At 62.0% G+C, this 19,618-nt stretch carries 25 protein-coding genes and 1 pseudogene; 10 read left to right on the plus strand and 16 right to left on the minus strand.

The features are described 5' to 3' along the window. The 3 genes and pseudogenes from C6558_RS29975 to C6558_RS29985 all read right to left on the minus strand — a co-directional run. A pseudogene (locus tag C6558_RS29975) lies at positions 1-143 on the minus strand (trehalose utilization protein ThuA); the annotation flags it as partial. Positions 144-262: 119 nt separating this feature from the next. Then, a complete protein-coding gene (locus tag C6558_RS29980) occupies positions 263-604 on the minus strand; it encodes a multidrug efflux SMR transporter (RefSeq protein ID WP_025428080.1) in 342 nt (113 codons plus the stop codon). Positions 605-621: 17 nt separating this feature from the next. Next, on the minus strand, positions 622-1,182 hold the full coding sequence (locus tag C6558_RS29985) for a TetR/AcrR family transcriptional regulator (protein WP_084815016.1): 561 nt from the start codon (positions 1,180-1,182) through the stop codon (positions 622-624). A gap of 139 nt (positions 1,183-1,321) precedes the next feature. On the opposite strand from C6558_RS29985, the gene C6558_RS29990 reads away from it, so the two are divergent. Beyond that, positions 1,322-1,714: a group II truncated hemoglobin gene (locus C6558_RS29990; RefSeq protein ID WP_057206508.1), complete on the plus strand. Its 393-nt coding sequence runs from the start codon at positions 1,322-1,324 to the stop codon at positions 1,712-1,714. Positions 1,715-1,721: 7 nt separating this feature from the next. Then, complete coding sequence (locus C6558_RS29995) at positions 1,722-2,090, plus strand: DUF423 domain-containing protein (protein ID WP_107028049.1); 369 nt, start codon at positions 1,722-1,724, stop codon at positions 2,088-2,090. Between the two features lie 31 nt (positions 2,091-2,121). Here C6558_RS29995 and C6558_RS30000 read toward each other — a convergent pair whose 3' ends face one another. The 5 genes from C6558_RS30000 to C6558_RS30020 all read right to left on the minus strand — a co-directional run bounded on the left by C6558_RS30000 (position 2,122) and on the right by C6558_RS30020 (position 4,825). Further along, complete coding sequence (locus C6558_RS30000) at positions 2,122-2,436, minus strand: antibiotic biosynthesis monooxygenase (protein ID WP_025428083.1); 315 nt, start codon at positions 2,434-2,436, stop codon at positions 2,122-2,124. A gap of 10 nt (positions 2,437-2,446) precedes the next feature. Beyond that, positions 2,447-2,716, minus strand: a complete 270-nt coding sequence (locus C6558_RS30005; protein WP_025428084.1) for a hypothetical protein — start codon at positions 2,714-2,716, stop codon at positions 2,447-2,449. Positions 2,717-2,778: 62 nt separating this feature from the next. Next, on the minus strand, positions 2,779-3,195 hold the full coding sequence (locus tag C6558_RS30010) for a DUF2325 domain-containing protein (protein ID WP_025428085.1): 417 nt from the start codon (positions 3,193-3,195) through the stop codon (positions 2,779-2,781). A 215-nt stretch (positions 3,196-3,410) separates the two neighbouring features. Then, complete coding sequence (locus tag C6558_RS30015) at positions 3,411-4,325, minus strand: energy transducer TonB (RefSeq protein ID WP_084815017.1); 915 nt, start codon at positions 4,323-4,325, stop codon at positions 3,411-3,413. A 62-nt stretch (positions 4,326-4,387) separates the two neighbouring features. Next, positions 4,388-4,825 (minus strand): hypothetical protein, encoded by a 438-nt coding sequence (locus C6558_RS30020; protein ID WP_025428087.1) that lies wholly within the window; start codon positions 4,823-4,825, stop codon positions 4,388-4,390. 165 nt (positions 4,826-4,990) lie between these two features. On the opposite strand from C6558_RS30020, the gene hemP reads away from it, so the two are divergent. The 7 genes from hemP to C6558_RS30055 all read left to right on the plus strand — a co-directional run bounded on the left by hemP (position 4,991) and on the right by C6558_RS30055 (position 10,194). Continuing rightward, positions 4,991-5,218, plus strand: coding sequence for a hemin uptake protein HemP (gene hemP, locus C6558_RS41770; RefSeq protein ID WP_081788881.1), 228 nt, complete (start codon positions 4,991-4,993; stop codon positions 5,216-5,218). Between the two features lie 10 nt (positions 5,219-5,228). After that, complete coding sequence (locus C6558_RS30030; protein ID WP_025428089.1) at positions 5,229-6,290, plus strand: hemin-degrading factor; 1,062 nt, start codon at positions 5,229-5,231, stop codon at positions 6,288-6,290. A 10-nt stretch (positions 6,291-6,300) separates the two neighbouring features. Next, positions 6,301-7,251, plus strand: a complete 951-nt coding sequence (locus C6558_RS30035; RefSeq protein WP_025428090.1) for a hemin ABC transporter substrate-binding protein — start codon at positions 6,301-6,303, stop codon at positions 7,249-7,251. Continuing rightward, on the plus strand, positions 7,238-8,362 hold the full coding sequence (locus C6558_RS30040; RefSeq protein WP_025428091.1) for an iron ABC transporter permease: 1,125 nt from the start codon (positions 7,238-7,240) through the stop codon (positions 8,360-8,362). Before C6558_RS30035 ends, C6558_RS30040 begins: the two co-directional genes overlap by 14 nt. Before the next feature lie 9 nt (positions 8,363-8,371). Next, a complete protein-coding gene (locus C6558_RS30045) occupies positions 8,372-9,163 on the plus strand; it encodes a heme ABC transporter ATP-binding protein (RefSeq protein ID WP_025428092.1) in 792 nt (263 codons plus the stop codon). 159 nt (positions 9,164-9,322) lie between these two features. Continuing rightward, complete coding sequence (locus C6558_RS30050; protein ID WP_025428093.1) at positions 9,323-9,691, plus strand: DUF883 family protein; 369 nt, start codon at positions 9,323-9,325, stop codon at positions 9,689-9,691. Between the two features lie 80 nt (positions 9,692-9,771). Continuing rightward, positions 9,772-10,194 carry a hypothetical protein gene (locus C6558_RS30055; RefSeq protein ID WP_107028051.1) on the plus strand — a complete coding sequence of 141 codons (423 nt, stop codon included), beginning with the start codon at positions 9,772-9,774 and terminating at the stop codon, positions 10,192-10,194. Here the strand turns inward: C6558_RS30055 and C6558_RS30060 are convergent. The 3 genes from C6558_RS30060 to C6558_RS30070 form a co-directional block, all read right to left on the minus strand. Next, positions 10,191-11,699: a sensor histidine kinase gene (locus C6558_RS30060; protein WP_025428095.1), complete on the minus strand. Its 1,509-nt coding sequence runs from the start codon at positions 11,697-11,699 to the stop codon at positions 10,191-10,193. The two genes, C6558_RS30055 and C6558_RS30060, sit on opposite strands and share 4 nt — an antisense overlap. 148 nt (positions 11,700-11,847) lie before the next feature. After that, entirely contained in the window at positions 11,848-12,402 is a 555-nt protein-coding gene (locus C6558_RS30065; RefSeq protein ID WP_025428096.1) for an RNA polymerase sigma factor, read from the minus strand. 8 nt (positions 12,403-12,410) lie between these two features. Further along, entirely contained in the window at positions 12,411-12,605 is a 195-nt protein-coding gene (locus C6558_RS30070; protein ID WP_025428097.1) for a NepR family anti-sigma factor, read from the minus strand. A 135-nt stretch (positions 12,606-12,740) separates the two neighbouring features. Between C6558_RS30070 and C6558_RS30075 the strand changes: the two genes are divergently transcribed. Further along, the gene (locus C6558_RS30075) at positions 12,741-13,535 is read left to right on the plus strand and encodes a response regulator (RefSeq protein ID WP_025428098.1); all 795 of its coding nucleotides are present in this window, start codon (positions 12,741-12,743) and stop codon (positions 13,533-13,535) included. Between the two features lie 319 nt (positions 13,536-13,854). On the opposite strand, the gene C6558_RS30080 is transcribed toward C6558_RS30075, so the two are convergent. The 5 genes from C6558_RS30080 to C6558_RS30100 all read right to left on the minus strand — a co-directional run bounded on the left by C6558_RS30080 (position 13,855) and on the right by C6558_RS30100 (position 19,611). Further along, entirely contained in the window at positions 13,855-15,438 is a 1,584-nt protein-coding gene (locus tag C6558_RS30080) for an FGGY-family carbohydrate kinase (RefSeq protein WP_057206516.1), read from the minus strand. A gap of 97 nt (positions 15,439-15,535) precedes the next feature. Next, positions 15,536-16,204 carry an HAD family phosphatase gene (locus C6558_RS30085; RefSeq protein WP_025428100.1) on the minus strand — a complete coding sequence of 223 codons (669 nt, stop codon included), beginning with the start codon at positions 16,202-16,204 and terminating at the stop codon, positions 15,536-15,538. 110 nt (positions 16,205-16,314) lie between these two features. Beyond that, entirely contained in the window at positions 16,315-17,799 is a 1,485-nt protein-coding gene (locus C6558_RS30090; protein ID WP_025428101.1) for a mannitol dehydrogenase family protein, read from the minus strand. Positions 17,800-17,839: 40 nt separating this feature from the next. Further along, positions 17,840-18,613, minus strand: a complete 774-nt coding sequence (locus C6558_RS30095; RefSeq protein ID WP_025428102.1) for an L-iditol 2-dehydrogenase — start codon at positions 18,611-18,613, stop codon at positions 17,840-17,842. Next, complete coding sequence (locus tag C6558_RS30100; protein ID WP_025428103.1) at positions 18,610-19,611, minus strand: ABC transporter ATP-binding protein; 1,002 nt, start codon at positions 19,609-19,611, stop codon at positions 18,610-18,612. The genes C6558_RS30095 and C6558_RS30100 overlap by 4 nt, the downstream gene beginning before the upstream one ends. Positions 19,612-19,618: the final 7 nt, after the last annotated feature.

Here is a 19,618-nt window from a genome sequence, read left to right on the forward strand (position 1 = left end):
GTCGCCGTCGTTGCCTCGATCGAAACGTCCGTGTTCAGCGCCGCCGCGATGGTGTTGTGCATCCCGTTCGGATAGATGCTCCTGACCACCTCATTGGTCTGCTCATGGATATTCTCGCCCCATACGATTGTTCTGATTGACATCGGCAAATTCCCGTTTATGCGCAGCTGTTAAAATTGAAAGCGGTTTCAATTTGTAAGGCTAGTGACACGCCGGCGCCTTTGCAAGAGCTTTTTGCCCTCTAGGCGTCAGTGGCCAGACATCAATGGAACGTGGATTTCGAGAAGACGTTGAGGACCACGACGCCGGCGATGATGAGCCCGAGCCCGAGCATGGCGGCAAGATCCAGCTTCTGGCCGAAGGCAAAGTATCCGACGAGCGAAATCAATACGATGCCGAGACCGCTCCAGACCGCATAGGCGATGCCGACCGGGATGTAGCGCAGCGTATAGGACAGAAAGAAGAAGGCGACAGCGTAGCAAACGACCATCGTCACGGTCGGCAACAGCCGGGTGAAATGCTGTGCCGCCTGCATCGCCGAGGTGCCAAGCACCTCGAAGACGATGGCAACGACCAGGACGGAATAGAGCATAGCGGGGTTCATCTGGGTCTCCATCCGGTCTATCGCGTCGAAAGCGCTTTGAGATTTTCAGCCAGGGCAACACGCGCCGCGGCATCGAGTTCATGGCTCTGCATCAGGTCGGCGAGCCAGAGACCGTCGGCGGCAAAACGGGCGAGCACGCAGTTGGGTGAAGAGTCGGTTTCCGCAAACTCCTGAGCCCGGCGGTTGACCCATTCGCGCCAGCGGATCTTCAGGTTCGGCTCGGCAATCAGCGCGATCGTCAGCATTCGCCAGCCCGAAACGTCGGTGTCGGGATCGAGCTTCGAGCAGACATCGACATAGGCGCGGGTAAAGCGTCCCTGCGCCTCCGGATCGCCAGCCATCGCCGCCTCGATCGCCGCATCGAAACGCGCGACGAGATCGTCGAACAAGCCATCGAGCAGCGCCGACTTGTTGGGGAAATGGTGCAGCAGCCCGCCCTTGCTGACGCCGGCCGCTTGCGACACCGCATCGAGCGTGATGCCCGCCACCCCCTGCTCGTGCGACAGGCGTGCGGCGACCTCCAGCAATTGCTGGCGGACCTGCTCGGGCTGCTTCTTGCGGCGATGGGCTTCTGTCATGCTTCCATAAAGATACCGTCTGGACGGTTTGTCAAGATCGATGTGTCGAACCGCGCGGAAACGCCGCAAAGGCGAGACTGGAAAGCCGTTGTCCACAAGACCTTGGCGGGCTAGGACTTCGGGGACGAAGGAAGCGGCAATGGCAGAACCGGAAACGACGACACTCTACGAAGCGATCGGCGGCGACCCGACGGTGCGCGCGCTGACCCGTCGTTTCTATGAACTGATGGATACGCTGCCCGAAGCGGCACGCTGCCGCGCGGTTCATCCACCTGACCTTTCCGGCAGCGAGGAAAAATTCTACGAATATCTGACCGGTTGGCTTGGCGGTCCGCCGATCTATGTGGAAAAGCGTGGCCATCCGATGCTGCGGCGCCGGCATTTCGTTGCCGAGATTGGGCCGGAGGAGCGCGACGAATGGCTGCTCTGCTTTACCCGCGCACTGGAAGAAACGGTGGCTCACCCAAAACTGCGGCAGATCATTCTCGATCCGATCACCCGCCTCGCCTTGCACATGCAGAACAAGGAATGACCTGACAATGCCGACCAGTGGATTGCGCGCAACGACGCTCTTCGTCGCGGGATTGATGGGGATTGCCGGGGTGGTCAGTGCTGCAGCCGCCTCGCATGGCACCTACCCCAGGCTGCTCGCCGAGATCTCGGCCATGTGCCTGGCGCACGCGCCGGCGCTCGTCGCGCTTTATGCGGCCTGGCCGAGCTTCCGCACGGCTCCGGTCGCAGCCTTGCTGATCGCTTTCGGCACGGCGCTGTTTTCCGCTGACCTTGCCATGCGTCACGTGACCGGACAGGGCCTGTTTCCGATGTCGGCACCGCTCGGCGGCACGACGATCATGGCCGGCTGGCTTGCCGTTTCAATCGGCGCCTTCCTTCCACGAAAGGCGCCGTGACGCTCAACGCGCCAGTTTGAAGCTCTTGAGATCAGGCGCCTTCGACGACGGAAAAACCTTCGAACTTCGGCGGGCCGAGATACATCGAGCGGTTTTCGCCGGCATTCTTGTGCGCGGCCCGGAAGTTCTCCGACTTCGTCCAGGCGGAAAAGGCATCCTTGTCCTTCCAGGTCGAGTTCGAGACGAAGAGCGTATAGCCCTCGTCCGGCACGTTTTCGCCCCTCAGAAGATGAAACGAGACAAAACCCGGCATGTCCGCAAGGCTTGAATCGCGGCTCTTCCAGACGGCTTCGAAAGCCTCTTCCTGGCCAATGGCGATACGAAAACGGTTCATTGCGAAGAACATGGCCTGCCTCCTATGCGCTGTCTTTCTTGCGAGCCGCGTCGTTCGCGGCTCTCGGGAAGGCCAGAATAGTGCCCTCCTGCGGCTCCGCAAGCCCGAAAGGGTCGCGGCCGGGCCGGCGCGTTTCCCAAGACGGGAACTCGGTGACATTGGGGTTTTCCTCGATCATGCGCGAACGCCGCGTCAGCAATTCGTAGAGTTCGGGCACCAGCCCGTCGCCATTCTGCGCTGCCAATTTGTGCAGGCCGATCATCATGCACTTGTCCGGGCGGTTTTCATTCATCTCGAAAAAAATCTCCATGCGCGCGGAAGGTCAATCACCTCCATCGCGCGTCATATGTTTGGCTATGCCAAGTCGTTGCGGCTGTTGGTCAGGTCCTGCAGCGCCCGCTCAAGGCTCGACTTCGAGCCGTTGCGCAACGGCACGAAAGCCTTGCCCCACTTCTTGCAGCCGGTCTTCACGCGAAGACACGCATCGTGGCTGATGCAATCGATCGGGCAGAAAACACAGTCGACGGAAGGAAGGACACGGTCGATGCGCGATACCGCCTCGCGCAGGCCGCCATCGTGGTGAAGCAGCTCGGCACCGAAGGAGCTGACAATCTCGCGCAGATGCGCAACCTGGCAATCGCGTCCGCCGACATAGAGGAAACTGCGGCCTTCGAGTGTCGCCTTGGCGGCCTCTTCGCAGACCTCGACCCGTTCGGAACCGGAACGACCCTTGCCGTTCTTGGCCGCATTATGGTGACGCTTGCCGCGCATGCAATCTTCTCCGCCTCTTTGCTGCGTCGACGGCCCTCATGGCAACCGATCGCACCGGGATCGACACACACCGTTCGGTTGCGTCACGGCGGCAACTTATTAAACTTGATTATCAGAGTAAAGTATAAACATGAGTTTTATAATCATATTTTTCCCATCAGTTTTGAAGGGCTTCGGCTTCTGCCGCGGATCACACCGTGGCCGGCGGCAGTCGCCTAGCGAACACTTGCCTGAATAGGCAAAGTGAACGGTATTGCACTTTTTCCGGCCCCCTCTGGAATGGCAGGAAATGGAGCCGCACGGCGCACGGCATCAAGAGCAGCCGTGTCCAGAACGAGTGAGCCTGAACTCCCGGCAACGCTGACGCGGGAAACACCGCCGTCCGCCAACACCGTAAAACTCACCGTCGTCGTGCCCGACAGCCCCTGTCGGCGCGCTTCGGATGGAAGCTTGTATCGCCGGTTTATCTTCGCGCGAACTTTGCCATTGTAGTTCGACATATCGGCGTTGCCGACCGCGGTAGAGCGGTTCTTGCCGGTTGCCGCCGCAGAATTGCCGTTTACGTCCCCATCCAGCTTACCCTTGACCTGGCTCTGTGCCTGTTCCCCCTTGTCGCCCGTTTTCTTGCGGGTGACTTTCTTTTTCCTGACGGGATCCTTCTTGGGTTCAGGCTTTTCAACCTTCTCCTTCTTCGGCTCCTGGATCTCCGGCTTTTCCTCGGGCACGACCGTCTCGATCGGCGCGACGCTGGCAGTAACCACAGCCTCGGCGACCTGCAGGGTGGGAACCTGCTCGGCAGGCAGGATGACATCGGCTTCCGTGGCGATCAAATCATGCGGTTGCTCCGCCGTGATCTCCTGCGTGGTCGACGTGACGTCTTCGACCGGGGTAATCTCCTCGGGCTTGACTTCGTCGGGAACGTCTTCGGTCGGCTCGACGACTTCCGTCGGATCGCCGGACTGCAAGGTTTCTTCGAAGGCATCACCGAGGATCGCAACTTCGACCTCGGCACCGCCGGCGATCAGGTCTTGCGGCTGTTCCGGCGTAGAGGAGGCAAGGTACATGGCAACGCTGGTATGCGCCACGAGCGAGAAGGCAATTGCGCCGATCCATTTCACGGTATGCTTCATCTTGGCCTAACCTTCGCCGCGAGCCGCGACGCAAACGCAGTACTCAATGCGAAAAATCAACCTCAGCCCTTGAGTTCGACCGGCGACTTCGAACCGGTCTTGAGGCCCTTCATGCAGGCATCGCCCTCTACACCATCGCCGACGCAGGCGGGCGCGTCATTGATCAGCAGGCTCTTCACCGCTTCGCAATTCGTGCCGGGAAGATCGAACTGCCGAACCTTGGTCTTGCCAGCAGGCAGATCGCGGAAGTCGAGCACCGCCATGCGCTCGACCAGACCCTTCTGGTCGAAGATCACGAACTCAAAGGAAACCTTGCTCAAATTCTGCACGAAGGCGTTGCCGGCGACGAAGGTGAGCTTGCAGCCCTTCTGCGACGGCGTGACCTCGTTGAGTTCGATGTTGAGCGCGCCAGCGGACGACGCCTCCTGGGCGACTGCACCGCCTGCCGCAAGAACAAACGCGAATGCCACGGGAACAACCATACGGGAAAGGTGCATCATTCTAATACCACTCACGATCGGCGCTCCGAACCCTGGGAGCGTTGAAGTCGTCGCCATCTATCCACAAGCGCGGACATCTTAACTTGAGTGTGGCGATCCGGTATTGCGTCCATAAAGAAATATGAGTAATGAAGTCAAGATAGTAAACGAATTGCACGGCAGGAAATGCGGGAAAAACACCGCCTCCCGCCATCTAGAGACGACCGAACCGTGGCAGCCGACGACACCGATTATGCGCGATTTTCACAACCTGTAGCCTCCGCGCAGCGGGCCCAGCGGATCGTCGAGAGCCGCGACCTCTTTCGCGGCGAAAGCGAGATCCTCATTTCCCACGACGGGGCGATCTACCGCATGAAGATCACCCGCCAAGGCAAACTGATCCTGAACAAATAGGCAAATAACAATGACCGAGAGCCTCCGTCCCACCCCGTCCGAAATCCGTGCCTACCGCGCTGAGAACCCGAAAATGCGCGAGCGCGACATCGCGGCCCAGCTCGGAGTTTCGGAAGCAGCCCTCGTGGCGGCCGAATGTGGCTTGACCGCCGTGCGCATCGACGCGGATGCCAACCGCTTCCTGCTGCGCGCCGAGGAACTGGGTGAGGTCATGGCTTTGACCCGCAACGAAAGCGCAGTTCACGAAAAGATCGGCGTCTACGAAAAGATCACAACCGGCGAGATGGCCAGCATCGTGCTTGGCGAGCAGATCGACCTGCGCGTCTTCCCGAGCGCCTGGGCGCATGCCTTTGCCGTAACCAAGACCGATGACAGCGGCGAAGCCCGCAAGAGCCTGCAGTTCTTCGACAAATGGGGCAATGCGGTGCACAAGCTGCACCTGCGCCCGGCGTCAAATGTCGCCGCCTACGACAAGATCGTTGAAGACTTCCGTCTCGACGACCAGTCGCAGACCTTCGTTGCGGACGCCAGCGCACCGGCTGCCGATGACAAGCAGGAGAACGTCGTCGACGTCACCGAGCTGCGCGACCGCTGGTCCAAGATGACCGACACGCATCAATTCCACGGCCTGCTGCGCAAGCTGAAGATCGGCCGCCGCCAGGCGCTGCAGCATATCGGCGACGACTTCGCCTGGCGTCTCGACCCGTCGAGCATCGAAACGATGATGCGTGCCAGCGCCGAGATCGAACTGCCGATCATGTGCTTCGTCGGCAATCGCGGCGTGATCCAGATCCATTCCGGCCCGATCGCCAAGATCGCCCCGATGGGTCCGTGGCTGAACGTCATGGACCCGACCTTCCATCTTCACCTGCGCACCGATCACATCGCCGAGCTTTGGGCCGTGCGCAAGCCGACTGCCGATGGTCACGTCACCTCGATCGAGGCGCTCGACGCCAAGGGCGAGATGATCATCCAGTTCTTCGGCAAGCGTAAGGAAGGTTTTGCCGAGCGTCCCGAGTGGCGCGATATCGCCGAGGGCCTCGCACGCCTTGACACCACCGTCGCAGCTTAAGGACAGCGTGATGATCAACGGTCTCGACTTCCGCCGCCTTCGCCTCTGGGAGCTGGCTCTGGCCGCGTTTGCGGTTTCGGCTCCCTTCCTGTTGCCCGCCGTGGCGCCAGGGGCGCCGTCGTTCATCCGCCCGGCGATGGCACAGAGCATTGAGCAGCCGGACGTCTCGCGCGTCGTTTCGGTTGGCGGTGCGGTTACCGAGATCATCTACGCACTCGGCGAGGAAGGCCGGCTGGTCGGCCGCGATTCGACCAGCACCTATCCGGAAGCTGCAACCAAGCTGCCTGATGTCGGCTACATGCGCGCGCTCGCCCCGGAAGGCATCATCGCGGTCAATCCGACCGCGATCGTCGCCGTCGAAGGCAGCGGCCCGCCGGAGGCGCTCGCCATCCTGAAGGATGCCAACATCGCCTTCACCAGCGTGCCGGAAACCTTCGACAAGGACAGCATCCCGGCAAAGATCCGCTCGGTCGGCACCTTCCTCAATGTGCCCGACAAGGCCGATGCGCTCGCAAAGTCGGTGGAAGCCGACCTTGCTGCAGCGGTTGCCGGTGGTGCCAAGCGCCCGGAAGGCGAGCGCAAGCGCGTTCTTTTCGTGCTCAGCACCCAGGGCGGCAAGATCATGGCGTCGGGCACCGGCACGGCTGCCAACGGCATCATCGAGCTTTCCGGCGCGATCAACGCCGCCGGAAAATTCCCGGGCTACAAGGCCCTGACCGACGAGGCGATCATTGAAGCCAAGCCCGACGTCATCCTGATGATGGACCGCGGCGGTGAACACAGCGCCAAGGCGGACGAACTCTTCGCCCTGCCTTCGCTGAGCCTGACGCCTGCCGCCAAGACCAAGACGCTGATCCGCATGGACGGCCTGCACCTGCTCGGATTCGGCCCGCGCACCGCAAGCGCCATTCGCGAACTCAACGCCGCAATCTACGGAAAGAAGGCCAATGCCTCGCAGTGAGGCTTTGGACCTCGGCAGGCGCGTGACCGCCCTCGCCGCCGATATCCGGGCCGAATGGCGGTCGGGCAATCGTGCGCGGCTGGCCCGCGTCGTCATTGTTCTACTCGTCATCTTCGCGGCAGCCACCTTCATCGGCTCGATCATGACCGGTGCCGCCGACGCTTCGCTGTCCAACGTCGTGCGCTGGCTGCTCGGCGCGAGCGATGCGGATCAGGTCCTGAGCGTTCGCGACCGCATCATCATTCTCGACATCAGGTTGCCACGAGCGGTGCTCGGAATGCTCGTCGGCGCATCGCTTGCTGTCTCCGGCGTTGTCATGCAGGGGCTATTCCGCAACCCGCTGGCCGATCCCGGCCTTGTCGGCGTCTCCTCCGGTGCAAGCCTCGGCGCCGTTCTGCTGATCGTGCTCGGCTCGGCCGTGTTCGGCCCGCTGTTTGCGCTGTTCGGTTTTTATGCGCTCCCGGTCGCAGCCTTCATCGGCGGCCTTGTCACCACGCTTCTGCTCTACCGGATCGCCACCCGCGGCGGCCAAACCTCGATTGCCACCCTGCTTCTCGCCGGCATTGCGCTTGGCGCGCTCACCGGCGCCTTCACCGGCGTGCTGATCTTCATCGCCGACGACAAGCAACTGCGCGACGTCACTTTCTGGGGTCTCGGCTCGCTTGCCGGCGCCAGCTGGACGAAGATCGCCGCGGCCGCGCCGATCATCCTGTTGTCGCTCGCGGTCACGCCCTTTCTGGCGCGCGGCCTCAACGCCATCACGCTCGGCGAAGCAGCCGCGTTCCACATGGGCATTCCGGTGCAGCGCATGAAGAACATCGCCATCGTCAGCGTCGCCGCAGCAACCGGTGCGTCCGTTGCCGTCAGCGGTGGCATCGGCTTCGTCGGCATCGTCGTACCGCATCTGCTGCGCCTCGTCATCGGCCCGGATCACCGCTATCTCGTGCCGGCATCGGCGCTTCTCGGCGGAACATTGCTGATCCTGGCCGACATGATCGCCCGCACCATTGCCTCGCCTGCAGAGTTGCCGATCGGTATCGTCACCGCCTTCATAGGCGCGCCGTTCTTCCTCTGGATCCTGCTGCGCGGTCGCACGACCATGGGACTGTGAGCCGAAACCATGATCAAGGTATCCAACCTCTCCGTCCGGCTTGGCGGCCGCCAGGTCATCCACGGCATCTCGCTTGAGGCAGAGCCGGGCGCGCTGACCGCGATCGTCGGGCCGAACGGCTGCGGCAAGACAACGACGTTGAAGGCGATCTCCGGCGAGTTGCCGCCGGAAAGCGGATCAGTCAGCATCAATGGCCGCAATCTCAAGGGCCTGAAACCCTGGGAGCTCGCGCTGAAACGCGGGGTGCTTCCACAATCGACGGTGATCTCGTTTCCCTTCACGGTCCGCGAAGTGGTGCGGCTCGGCCTGACCGCAGGCGCGACATCAGATGCCAGGGCCAATGACCGCATTGCCGCCGAAGCGCTCGAGGCCGTCGATCTCGGCGGCTTTGCCGGGCGCTTCTATCAGGAGCTTTCGGGCGGCGAACAGCAGCGCGTGCAGCTGGCGCGCGTCCTCTGCCAGATTTCCAACCCGGTCGGCGATGGCGAACCGCGCTATCTGCTGCTCGACGAACCGGTCTCGAGCCTCGATATCCGCCACCAGTTGACCATCATGCAACTGGCGCGCCGGTTCTGCGAGCGCGGCGGTGGCGTCATCGCCGTCATGCACGATCTCAACCTGACGGCGATGTTCGCCGACCGGATGATCATGATGAAGGCCGGGAAGATCCGCGCAGGCGGCGCGCCGCGAGAGGTGTTGACCGACGAGACGATGGAGGTGGTGTTCGGCTGCCGCATGCAGGTCAGCGCCATGCCGGCAGCCGACGTGCCCTTCGTGTTGCCGCAGACGGCGACGCTCTAGCCGGCAAATCGCGCCAACTTCAAGATTTATCGAAACAATTTGCGCACTCGTGCGTTGTTCTCCCCGAAGTACCGGTCGTGGCAATGCGCTTGCCATGTCGGTGCCAACGGATCACGCCGGTCGTCCTTGGCCGGCGTTGCAGCGAAAGGGAGACCAATCATGGCTTCAGGCCTCTTCTCAGGTTCAAGTTCACGGTCGAGCAAGCGCAACGGCGCGCTCGCTGACATTTCCATCGAAGACCAGCTCAGCGAACTGCGTAGCGACATGGCGGCGCTCGTTGCCCTGCTTGCCGATCGCGGTGCCGACGCTTCGAAACAGGCGCGTAGCAAGGCGCACGATGCCCGCGAGCACGCGGAAGCCGGCCTTCAGGATTTGCTCGCAAGCGGCGAGGAACTGCTCGGCGATCTGCGCGACCGCTATGCCGGCACGGAAAAGCAGCTTCGCCATGCGGTACGCGAGCACCCGTTCGCAACGCTTGGCACGGCAGCCCTCATCGGTCTGATCGCCGCCGCACTGCTGCGGCGCTAGGTTCGATGCAGATCTTGGAACGGGGTGGGATCGCCAGACGCATCCCACCCGTTTTGACGTGTTACCAGGAGTAAATGCGCATGGGACCACTCGGGGCCGCTCTGTCCGCCTTGCTGGCTGCCGACATCGGCGCCACCGCATCACGTTTCAAGCGCAACGCCGCCTTGTGCGCCGTCGTCGCCGTGCTGCTTGTCACCGCCTACATCTTCGCACTGATCGCCATCGCGCTTTATCTCAGCGCCGCCTATTCGCCTGTGGTCGCCGCCGCGTCGATAGCCGCAGCCCTCATCCTGACGGCCTTGATCCTGATCATCGTGATGATTGCCCTGCAAGGACGGGATAGGCGGCTCGCCGAAGAGCGCCGCCGTCGGTCGATGATGCAAACCAATCTGACGATGCTGGCCGCAGCAAGCATCCTGCGCAAACAGCCGCTGCTCGCCGTGGGCACGGCCCTTGCCATCGGCGCCTTGCTCGGCACCGGCAGGAAGCGACGGGAAACCTAAAGCGGCAAGCGGATCAGCGCGGTCACGCCGGCCGCCATATATTCGACCTTCACCGAACTGCCGAGAACCTTGTCGAGGCTGCGCTCTATCAGGATGGAGCCAAAGCCTCGACGTTTCGGTTCGCGCACGGGCGGTCCGCCGACCTCCGTCCAGGTCAGGTGCAATACCGCTTCGCCTTCTTCGACGACGTTGCGCGCCGTCAGCACCACCTTGCCGGTCGGCACCGAAAGGGAGCCGTATTTCACCGCATTGGTCGCAAGTTCATGCAGCACGAGCCCCAGGCCGACGGCCTGGTCGGGGCCGAGCAGCACCTCGTCCTTGTGCAGTTCGATCTGGTCCGCATAGACGCTGACATGCGGCATCAATTGCTTGGAGATCAGGTCCGCAAGCCGGATCGTGCCCCACTCATGGTCCGAGAGAAGTCCATGCGCCTCGGAGATCGCTTGCAGTCGTCCGGCAAAGGCGGTCATGAATTCGGCCGGGTCGCTGGTCTGGCGCAGGGTCTGGCGGGCGAGCGACTGCAGCATCGCCAGGGTATTCTTGACCCGGTGGTTGAGTTCCTTGAGCAACAGCCGCGTTCGCTGCACCGATGCCTGCTGGTCGGTGACATCGATGGTGACACCGATGAAGGTCAGCGGATTTCCCTTGGCATCCCGATCGTGCACCCGCCCGCGGCCGAGCAGCCAACGGCCGGTGTTTCCGACCCGGAACATCCCGTCATATTCCTCGTCCGCCTTCATCGCCTGGCGAAGCTTGGCGAAGGTTGCGCCGCGGTCATCGGCATGGATGGCGCCGAACACTTCCCTGGCGCCGAACGACCGATCGGCCGGCAAGCCGAACATGCGCATAAAGGCGCTGTTGCCGACGATCACGCCGGAGCGAACGTTCCAGAGCCAGCTGCCGATATTGGCCGCCTCAAGCGCCATCGCGTGGCGCTGTTCCTCGCGGGAGAGCGCTGCCTCCTTGATGGCGCGCCGTCGCGCCTCGTCCTTGAGCTTGAGAAGCGAGGCGGCAAGATCGGCAAGCCGGCGCAGCTGCTCCATCAGATGCGGTGCGACCTCGCTGCGCGCGGCAACGTCGAGCACGCAGACCGTGCCGACCGGCTGGCCATCGAGAACGATCGGCGCGCCGGCGTAAAAGCGCAGGAATGGCGCGCCGGCGACCAGCGGCCGATTGCGAAAACGCAGATCGACTGAGGCGTCGAGTACAACTAGGCCGTTGCCTCCCGCATCGGCTGCCGCGTGCACGCAGAACGAATCCTCCGATGACGCCCGCGTCTCCGTGGTACCGACCGCCGCCTTGAACCATTGCCACTCGCGGTCAAGCAGGCTGACGAGCGCGATCGGCGCATCGAAGAGGCGGACAGCGATCTCGGCAATGCCGTCGAAATCCGCATCGGGTACCGCCATGTCCGGCACCGTCGCATGCAGCACGCTCAACCGCTCGGGCGCGTCGAGCAGCGATGTCTCCGGCGGGGCGGTCTTTTCTTCTCTTTTTTCGCGCATCCGGCCTCAACTCCAAACTGCCGCACCCGTCAGCCGGCGCCGATTGCCATTGACACACGGCGCTCTTCTGCGGAGACGTTCAGGCCGCCAGTGAAAGCAGGGCTGCTCTCGATTTGCAACGCTCTGGCGGCCAAAAAGAGCTGTCGGATCAGGAAACGAATGCCCGTGAGGTAATGGGAGCGGACGTTTCGTCCGGACCGTAGTCGTTTTCGCCCTGCACCTTGAGGATATCCTGAAGGCGCTGGCGGGCGCGGTTCACCCGGCTCTTGATCGTGCCCAGGGCGCAGCCGCAGATCGTCGCCGCTTCCTCATAGGAAAAACCCGACGCGCCGACGAGGATGATCGCCTCGCGCTGGTCCGGGGGCAGCGTCTCGAGGGCCCGGCGGAAATCCTGCAGGTCGAGCGAACCATATTGTTCCGGATGATGGGCAAGCGATTCGGTGAAATGGCCGTCGCTGTCCTGCACCTCGCGTCCGCGCTTGCGCATCTGGCTGTAGAGCTCGTTGCGCAGGATCGTGAACAGCCAGGCCTTCATGTTCGTGCCCATCTGGAAGTGGTCCTGCTTGGCCCAGGCTTTCATGATCGTGTCCTGAACAAGATCGTCGGCCCGGTCATGACGACCTATGAGAGACATGGCAAAGGCGCGAAGGCTCGGCAGGGCGGCGAGCATCTCTCGCTTGAACTCATTCTTTTCAGACGACATTCTGGCGCTCACTCCCTTCCCTGCAGAACCGACTGCCGCTCGGCTGCGTCGAGTTTTTCCAGAAGATCGAGAAAGCGCGAAGGTATCGCTTCTTCCTGAACGGACTGATAGAGCGCCTTTAACTTGGCCGCGATCTGCGTGTTTGGGTCTTCGGACCATGAGGTCGTACCGGAAGTGCGCCCCGCCCCTGTTTTATACTTCATTGTCAATCTGTCGCCTTGTGGTGTTCATTACCGCCTTAACGCGTCTGAAAAATGAAATGTTCCCTCCCGGAACTTTTTTTTGCGTGAAACGTTTTGGAGCATCACTGCAAGATTATATTCTCGAGGGAGTACTCCATGACATTGTCCACACGGATCGCGCCGCTGCTGCCCTATCTGCGCCGCTACTCGCGCGCATTGACCGGGTCGCAGACATCAGGCGACGCCTATGTGGCCGCGGTACTCGAAGCCCTGATTGCCGATACCTCCATTTTCCCGGAGGCCAGCAATGACCGGGTCGCGCTGTTCCGCCTCTACACGTCGCTCTTCGGCTCCTCGTCGGTGCTGGTTCCCGAGCCGGTTTCGCCCTTTGCCTGGGAGCAGCGCGCCTCGGTCAATCTGGCAAACGTTTCGCCGCTTGCCCGCCAGGCTTTCCTTCTCGTCTCGGTCGAAGGTTTCCGGCCCGAGGAAGCAAGCGAAATCCTTGCCGTCACCGACGACAAGATCGGTTCCCTTCTCGACCGCGCTTCGCAGGAAATCTCGCGACAGGTCGCAACCGATATCATGATCATCGAGGACGAGCCTCTGATCGCCATCGATATCGAAAACATGGTCGAGAGCCTTGGCCACCGAGTGACCGGCATTGCCCGCACCCGCGACGAAGCAATCGCGCTCTATAAGAAGACCCGTCCGAGCATGGTGCTTGCCGATATCCAGCTCGCCGACGGCAGCTCCGGTATCGATGCGGTCAACGATATCCTGAAGGCCAGCGCCATCCCGGTGATCTTCATCACCGCCTTCCCTGAGAGGCTGCTGACCGGCGAACGCCCTGAGCCGACCTTCCTGGTCACGAAGCCTTTCAATCCTGACATGGTGAAGGCGCTGATCAGCCAGGCGCTGTTCTTCAACGAATCGACGAAGGCCGCAGCCTGATCATCGACACAGCATCTATCGCCGGCGGCCTCGGTCGCCGGCTTTTGTTTGTCCACTTGTTGCTGTCGCCCGCCCTTGCCTTTCGTCGCTGGTGTCCTGATTGGCATGCCCGTTGATGGCAAGCGCTGGAAACAAAACAGCCAGTGCCGAGGGAAGGCACTGGCTGACATTGTTCAACTCACCGGGGGAGTGTGAGTTGTAAACCGGCGGATTACCTCCGGCGCCACATTGGGGGCGATGCGCGCCACCGTCCGGTCTGAAAATAAAATGCGTGACGCAAACAAAGGTTCCCGGAGTTGCGCGTTTGCCGATCATTTTTTTATTGCAGCGCGTCCAGTTCGTCGCGATGGCGGTAGAGCGCAAGGAAGCGGCGGTAGTCGCGATCGTAGATGTCACGCATGGCGTCGTTCGGCCGCCGCTCGCGCCCGCCGGACGCCATCGCCGCACCGGCCACGGCGAGATCGACGTGAACCTGACCGGCAACGGCTGCCGCCATCGCCGTTCCGAGAAGAACGGCGTCAGGCGCATCGGGTGCTACGACCCGGCAACCCGTGACGTCGCAATAAAGCTCCATCAGAAGCGCATTGCGCACGTGGCCGCCGGTGACGTGAAGTGTGTCGAGTTCGTAGCCGACCTCACGCATCATCTCGAGGATATGGCGGATGCCGAGCGCGATCGCCACGCAGGTGCGCCAATAGAGCCGGCACAGCGCATCGAACGACGAATCGAACGGCAGGCCGCTGATGACGCCGAGCCCGTGTGGATCGGCAAGCGGTGAGCGGTTGCCGTGGAAATCCGGCAGTACATGCAGCCGTTCGGCAAACTGCGTTCCGTGCAGGACGCGCAGTTCCTGGACGCGCGCGATGATCCGGCCGTGGGTCTCGGTCGTTGGCTCCAGGCCGCCGCCATGAATGCGCACGATGTGATCGAGCAGGGCGCCGGTCGCCGACTGGCCGCCTTCGATCAGCCAGGCGCCGGGCAGCACCGCTTCGAAATAGGGTCCCCACATGCCGAAGCCGGGCTTCATATCCTTGGAGAAGGCAACGATGCAGCTCGAGGTGCCCGCGATCAGCGCCAGTTGCCGCTCGAGCTTTTCCGGCTCGCCGGCAAAACCGCCGAGCACGCCGAGCGCCCCGGCATAGGCGTCGATCAGACCCGGTGCCACCTGGCAGCCGATATCAAGACCGAGCTCGGCGGCAGCCTCCACCGACAAGCCCCCGACCGAGCTTCCGACCGGCTGCGTTTCCTCCGGCAATCCGCCCCGCGCAAGCAGATCCTCGAGGCCGATCCGCGCGAGATAGTCCGCCTGCCAACCGCGCTGTTCATGGGCGAGATAGTTCCATTTCGCCGTCAAGGTGCAGCGCGAGCGCGCCGCACTGCCGGTCGCCCGCCAGGAGAGATAGTCGGCGAGATCGAAGAAAAAGCCTGCCTTCTCCCATTGGCTAGGCAGATTCCGCTTCAGCCACATCAGCTTCGGCATTTCCATCTCCGGCGACATGACGCGGCCGGAGAAATCGAGGACCGGGTGTCCGGTGGCGGTACAGAAATCGGCCTCCGTCAGCGCCCGATGATCGAGCCAGACGATTGTGTCCCAGCGCGCCTCGCCCTTTCGGTTGACGGAAAGCGGCGCGCCGCTCCGGTCGCGCACCACGAGCGAACACGTTGCATCGAAACCGATGGCGGCAATGCTCTCCGGCGCGATGCCGGCCTTGTCTCTGGCAGCTTTCACCGAGCCGCAGACAGCTCTCCAGATATCTTCCGAATCGTGTTCGGCATGATTTTCTTCCGGCCGGTTCATGGCGATCGGCAGGTCGGCACGCGCCAGAAGCCTGCCATTCCGGTCGAAAATTCCGGCACGGGCACTGCCGGTACCGACATCGACCGCAACGACGAATTCACGCATCAATGGAGATCCCCGTCCCCGTTACAGCACGCTGCAACATCTTGAAACTGCCGCATAATTTTCCCATCAAATCGATTTCGACTTGAGGAATTATGCACTATTGGCGGACAAACTGTAACAATTCGCCCATGTCGTCAAACAGCACGTCGGGGTCGAGCTTGGCGAGTGTCTGTCGATGACGGTCGCTGCGCGCATGTCCGCCACCGGCGAAGGCAAAGGCCCGCATGCCAGCGGCGTGCGCGGCTTCGATGCCGGCCGGACTGTCTTCGACGACGATACAATCCTTGGGTGCATAGCCCATCTCCCGGCTCGCCAGCAGAAACAGGTCGGGCGCCGGTTTGCCATGTTTGACCATCGTTGCAGAGAAGATGTTCGGCTCGAAAAGATCGATCAGACCGGTGACGGTCAGCGACAGCCGGATGCGTTCCGGCTGGCTGGACGAGGCGACGCAACAGGCGACGCCAAGGTCTTCGACCGCCCGGCGAATACCGGCGATCGGCTGCAACTCCGTACGGAAACGCTGATAGAGCCGCGTGCGCATTTCTTCGAGAAAGGCGTCGTCTGTCGCCAGGCCATATTCGTCGTGAAGTATGGCAGACATGCTTTTCAGGCTGCGCCCGAGAAACCGTTCGGTCGCCTCCTCCGTGGTCATCGACACGCCTGCCGCCGCCAGCACGTCGACCAGGACTTCGAGCGAGATCGGCTCGCTGTCAACCAGCACGCCGTCGCAATCGAAGATCACCAACCTGGACGCGCCGTCGGCCATAACACCCTACCCCTTACAGCGCCGCGCATCTTTTAAGACGCGCCAACGTCGCTGTAACTCTTTGAATTGCTGCGTAATTTCATCCTTAAATCGGGCCCCGTTCTAAGGAATTATGCAGTAAGCTTGCCGTCCAGATAAAGCTGGAGCGTAGCGCGCGTACCTTTTTCCCAGAGGGTTTTCAATGCGTGGGTGAAGCGCTTGCGGAAGAGATCGGATTGGGCGACCTCGCCGAAAATGTCCGACAGCGCCAGAAAAGCCGTCGGATCCTGCCTTGCGGCACGGGCTGCCGCCTGAAGCCGTTCGGCGTTCTGGTCGTTGAAGACAATCTGCTTGCCGCTATCGGTCGTGCCGTCGAAGTAGCGGCACCAGAGCGCTGACACCAGCGCCAGGCCGACGACGTCTTCGCCCCGCGCCAGCCGGTCGGCCGTCGAGGGCAGGATGAATTTCGGCTGCCGGTTGGAGCCGTCCTGTGCAAGCCGCGGGATCGTGTCGCCGATCTTCGGGTTGGAAAAGCGCATCTCGATCAGCTTGTAATAATCGCCGAGATCGGTGTTCGGCACCGGCGGAATGACCGGAATGATCTCGTCATGCTCAAGCTTGGCGAGAAAATCACGGATCAGCGGCTCCTCCATCGCCTCGTGGACGAAATGAATGTCGAGCAGGGCTGCGGGATAGGCGATTGCCGCGTGGCCGCCGTTGAGGATGCGGATCTTCATGTGCTCATAGGGCGCAACATCGGGCACGAACTGCACGCCGACCTTTTCGAGCGCCGGGCGTCCCTGCGGAAAATGATCCTCCAGCACCCATTGCTTGAACTCTTCGCAAAACACCGGCCAGCCATCCTCGATCTCGTAATCGGTTGCGACGATGCCGATTTCGCGTGCGCCCGTGGCCGGCGTTATGCGGTCCACCATGCCGTTCGGAAAGGCGATATTGGCGTCGATCCAGTCGGCGAAATCAGGATCGAACAGCCGGGCAAGGCCTGAAACCGCAGCGTGGGTCACCTCGCCATTGCCCGGAATGTTGTCGCATGACATCACCGTGAACGGCGGAATTTGTCCGTCGCGGCGTGCCTTCAGACCGGCAACGATCAAACCGAAGACCGTCTTCGGCGCGGCGGGATTTTGCGCATCGTCAACGATGGCCGGGTGGGTCGGATTAAAAACGCCGGAGGCTGGATCGATGAAATAGCCGCCCTCGGTGATCGTCAGCGAAACAATGCGGATCGCCGGGTCTGCAAGCCTGGCGACGATGCCAGCGACGTCGCCGGGCCTGAGATAGTCGATCATCGCGCCAGTCACATGCGCGCCGGTGCGGTTGTTGTCCTGCTCGACCACCGTCGTCAGGAAATCCTGCGCCGCGAGCTTTGCCCGCATTTGTTCATCGGAGGGAAGGACCCCGGCACCGACGATCGCCCAGTCATGGTCGTGCCCGGCATTGAAGAGATCGTCGAGATAGACGGCCTGATGGGCACGGTGAAAATTGCCGACACCGAAATGCACGATACCGGCTTTCAGATCGGCGCGATCGTAGCTCGGCACGCCGGCCTTGGCCTTCACTGCGTCGAGCGCGGCAAGAGAAAGTTTGGTCGTCATGGTCTCGTTTCCTTATCGAGGCATCGTCCGGAGACGGGCCTCAGCTCATCCAGTTGCCGCCATCGACGTTGTAGGTCTGCGAAACGACGTAATCGCTCTCGGCAGAAGCGAGGAAGATCGCCATGCCCGTGAGATCCTCGGCCGTTCCCATGCGCCCATAGGGGACTTCCGCTCCCGCGAGCCTCTTCTTCTCGCCGCGCGGGCGGTTCTCGTATTTGGCAAACAGTGCGTCGACGCCGTCCCAGTGCTCGCCATCGACGACGCCGGGCGCAATGGCGTTGACGTTGATGCCGTGCTTGATCAGGTTCAGCCCCGCCGACTGGGTCAGGCTGATGACCGCTGCCTTGGTGGCGCAATAGACGGCGACCAGCGCCTCGCCGCGCCGGCCTGCCTGGCTCGCCATATTGATGATCTTGCCGCCCCTGCCCTGGGCGATCATCTGTTTGGCAGCCGCCTGCATCGTGAACAGCGTCCCCGAAACATTGATCGAAAACAGCCGGTCATAGCTTTCACGCGTGATCTCGACGATCGGCGCGAGATCGAAGAGCGCGGCGTTGTTGACGAGGATATCGAGACCACCGGCCTCGGTGACAACCGATGCGATCGCCGCGTCGATGGAGTTCTGCTGCGTCACATCCATCTCGACGGCATAGGCGCTCGGGCCGATTTCCGATGCGGTCTCACGCGCCCGCGCCAGATTGATGTCGGCAATCGCCACTGTGGCGCCTTCTCGCACATAGGCTTCGGCGAAGGCACGACCGATACCCCGCGCGGATCCGGTGATCAGCGCGCTTTTCCCGTGAAGACGTTTCATCGAACTGCCAGTCCCTTGTCGTCGAACCTGTGGACGCGCTGGGCGTCGGGCGTCAGGAACACCCGGTCCCCGTGGGCGACGGCGAAATCGCCGCTGACACGCGCGGTCATCGTTCCGATATTGTCGACGTTGACGTGCAGGAAGGTGTCCGAGCCCAGGTGCTCGGCAACGCCGACCGTGCCGGCCCAGGTGCCGTTTTCCGTTGAAAGCACCAGATGCTCGGGCCGGATGCCCATAGTGTGCGCCTGGTAGGCGGTAGCCGGCGCACCGGAAACGAAGTTCATCCGCGGCGACCCGATGAAGCCCGCCACGAAGAGATTGTCCGGCTTGTGATAGAGGTCGAGCGGCGAGCCGACCTGCTCGATGCGCCCCCGGTTGAGAACCACGATCTTGTCGGCCATGGTCATGGCTTCCACCTGATCGTGGGTGACGTAGACCATGGTCGTCTTCAGATCCTGGTGCAACTGGCTGATTTCGAGCCGCATGTTGACGCGCAGTGCTGCGTCGAGGTTCGACAAAGGCTCGTCGAACAAAAAAGCTTTCGGCTGGCGCACGATCGCGCGGCCGATGGCGACACGCTGGCGCTGGCCGCCGGAAAGCTGGCGAGGCTTGCGGTCGAGATAGTCGGTCAGGTTGAGCACACGCGCTGCGTCGGCCACCTTCTTGTCGATGACAGCCTTGTCCTCGTTCGCCATCTTCAACGGGAAGCCTATGTTCGAGCGCACACTCATATGCGGATAGAGCGCATAGGACTGGAACACCATCGAAAGTCCACGTTGCGCTGGCGGCAGCTCGGTGGCGTTCTTGCCGTCGATGACGATCTCACCATCGCTGACATCCTCTAGCCCGGCGATGAGCCTGAGCAGCGTCGATTTTCCGCAGCCCGACGGGCCGACGAAGACGACGAACTCGCCATCGTCAATATTGAGGTCGATCGACGGGATGACGGCATGGGCGCCGAAGACCTTCGAGACGTTTCTGAGTGTAATGTTTCCCATTGTCGTA

Origin of the sequence: Ensifer sp. NM-2 (assembly GCF_003024455.1) — a bacterium.
GTDB classification, from domain to species: Bacteria; Pseudomonadota; Alphaproteobacteria; order Rhizobiales; family Rhizobiaceae; genus Ensifer; species Ensifer canadensis.

Bases quoted from the DNA above. Each gene is read 5' to 3' on its own strand.
- C6558_RS29980 (WP_025428080.1), bottom strand. From the start codon at position 604: ATGAACCCCGCTATGCTCTATTCCGTCCTGGTCGTTGCCATCGTCTTC.
- C6558_RS29985 (WP_084815016.1), bottom strand. From the start codon at position 1,182: ATGACAGAAGCCCATCGCCGCAAGAAGCAGCCCGAGCAGGTCCGCCAG.
- C6558_RS29990 (WP_057206508.1), top strand. From the start codon at position 1,322: ATGGCAGAACCGGAAACGACGACACTCTACGAAGCGATCGGCGGCGAC.
- C6558_RS29995 (WP_107028049.1), top strand. From the start codon at position 1,722: ATGCCGACCAGTGGATTGCGCGCAACGACGCTCTTCGTCGCGGGATTG.
- C6558_RS30000 (WP_025428083.1), bottom strand. From the start codon at position 2,436: ATGTTCTTCGCAATGAACCGTTTTCGTATCGCCATTGGCCAGGAAGAG.
- C6558_RS30005 (WP_025428084.1), bottom strand. From the start codon at position 2,716: ATGAATGAAAACCGCCCGGACAAGTGCATGATGATCGGCCTGCACAAA.
- C6558_RS30010 (WP_025428085.1), bottom strand. From the start codon at position 3,195: ATGCGCGGCAAGCGTCACCATAATGCGGCCAAGAACGGCAAGGGTCGT.
- C6558_RS30015 (WP_084815017.1), bottom strand. From the start codon at position 4,325: ATGAAGCATACCGTGAAATGGATCGGCGCAATTGCCTTCTCGCTCGTG.
- C6558_RS30020 (WP_025428087.1), bottom strand. From the start codon at position 4,825: ATGATGCACCTTTCCCGTATGGTTGTTCCCGTGGCATTCGCGTTTGTT.
- hemP (WP_081788881.1), top strand. From the start codon at position 4,991: ATGCGGGAAAAACACCGCCTCCCGCCATCTAGAGACGACCGAACCGTG.
- C6558_RS30030 (WP_025428089.1), top strand. From the start codon at position 5,229: ATGACCGAGAGCCTCCGTCCCACCCCGTCCGAAATCCGTGCCTACCGC.
- C6558_RS30035 (WP_025428090.1), top strand. From the start codon at position 6,301: ATGATCAACGGTCTCGACTTCCGCCGCCTTCGCCTCTGGGAGCTGGCT.
- C6558_RS30040 (WP_025428091.1), top strand. From the start codon at position 7,238: ATGCCTCGCAGTGAGGCTTTGGACCTCGGCAGGCGCGTGACCGCCCTC.
- C6558_RS30045 (WP_025428092.1), top strand. From the start codon at position 8,372: ATGATCAAGGTATCCAACCTCTCCGTCCGGCTTGGCGGCCGCCAGGTC.
- C6558_RS30050 (WP_025428093.1), top strand. From the start codon at position 9,323: ATGGCTTCAGGCCTCTTCTCAGGTTCAAGTTCACGGTCGAGCAAGCGC.
- C6558_RS30055 (WP_107028051.1), top strand. From the start codon at position 9,772: ATGGGACCACTCGGGGCCGCTCTGTCCGCCTTGCTGGCTGCCGACATC.
- C6558_RS30060 (WP_025428095.1), bottom strand. From the start codon at position 11,699: ATGCGCGAAAAAAGAGAAGAAAAGACCGCCCCGCCGGAGACATCGCTG.
- C6558_RS30065 (WP_025428096.1), bottom strand. From the start codon at position 12,402: ATGTCGTCTGAAAAGAATGAGTTCAAGCGAGAGATGCTCGCCGCCCTG.
- C6558_RS30070 (WP_025428097.1), bottom strand. From the start codon at position 12,605: ATGAAGTATAAAACAGGGGCGGGGCGCACTTCCGGTACGACCTCATGG.
- C6558_RS30075 (WP_025428098.1), top strand. From the start codon at position 12,741: ATGACATTGTCCACACGGATCGCGCCGCTGCTGCCCTATCTGCGCCGC.
- C6558_RS30080 (WP_057206516.1), bottom strand. From the start codon at position 15,438: ATGCGTGAATTCGTCGTTGCGGTCGATGTCGGTACCGGCAGTGCCCGT.
- C6558_RS30085 (WP_025428100.1), bottom strand. From the start codon at position 16,204: ATGGCCGACGGCGCGTCCAGGTTGGTGATCTTCGATTGCGACGGCGTG.
- C6558_RS30090 (WP_025428101.1), bottom strand. From the start codon at position 17,799: ATGACGACCAAACTTTCTCTTGCCGCGCTCGACGCAGTGAAGGCCAAG.
- C6558_RS30095 (WP_025428102.1), bottom strand. From the start codon at position 18,613: ATGAAACGTCTTCACGGGAAAAGCGCGCTGATCACCGGATCCGCGCGG.
- C6558_RS30100 (WP_025428103.1), bottom strand. From the start codon at position 19,611: ATGGGAAACATTACACTCAGAAACGTCTCGAAGGTCTTCGGCGCCCAT.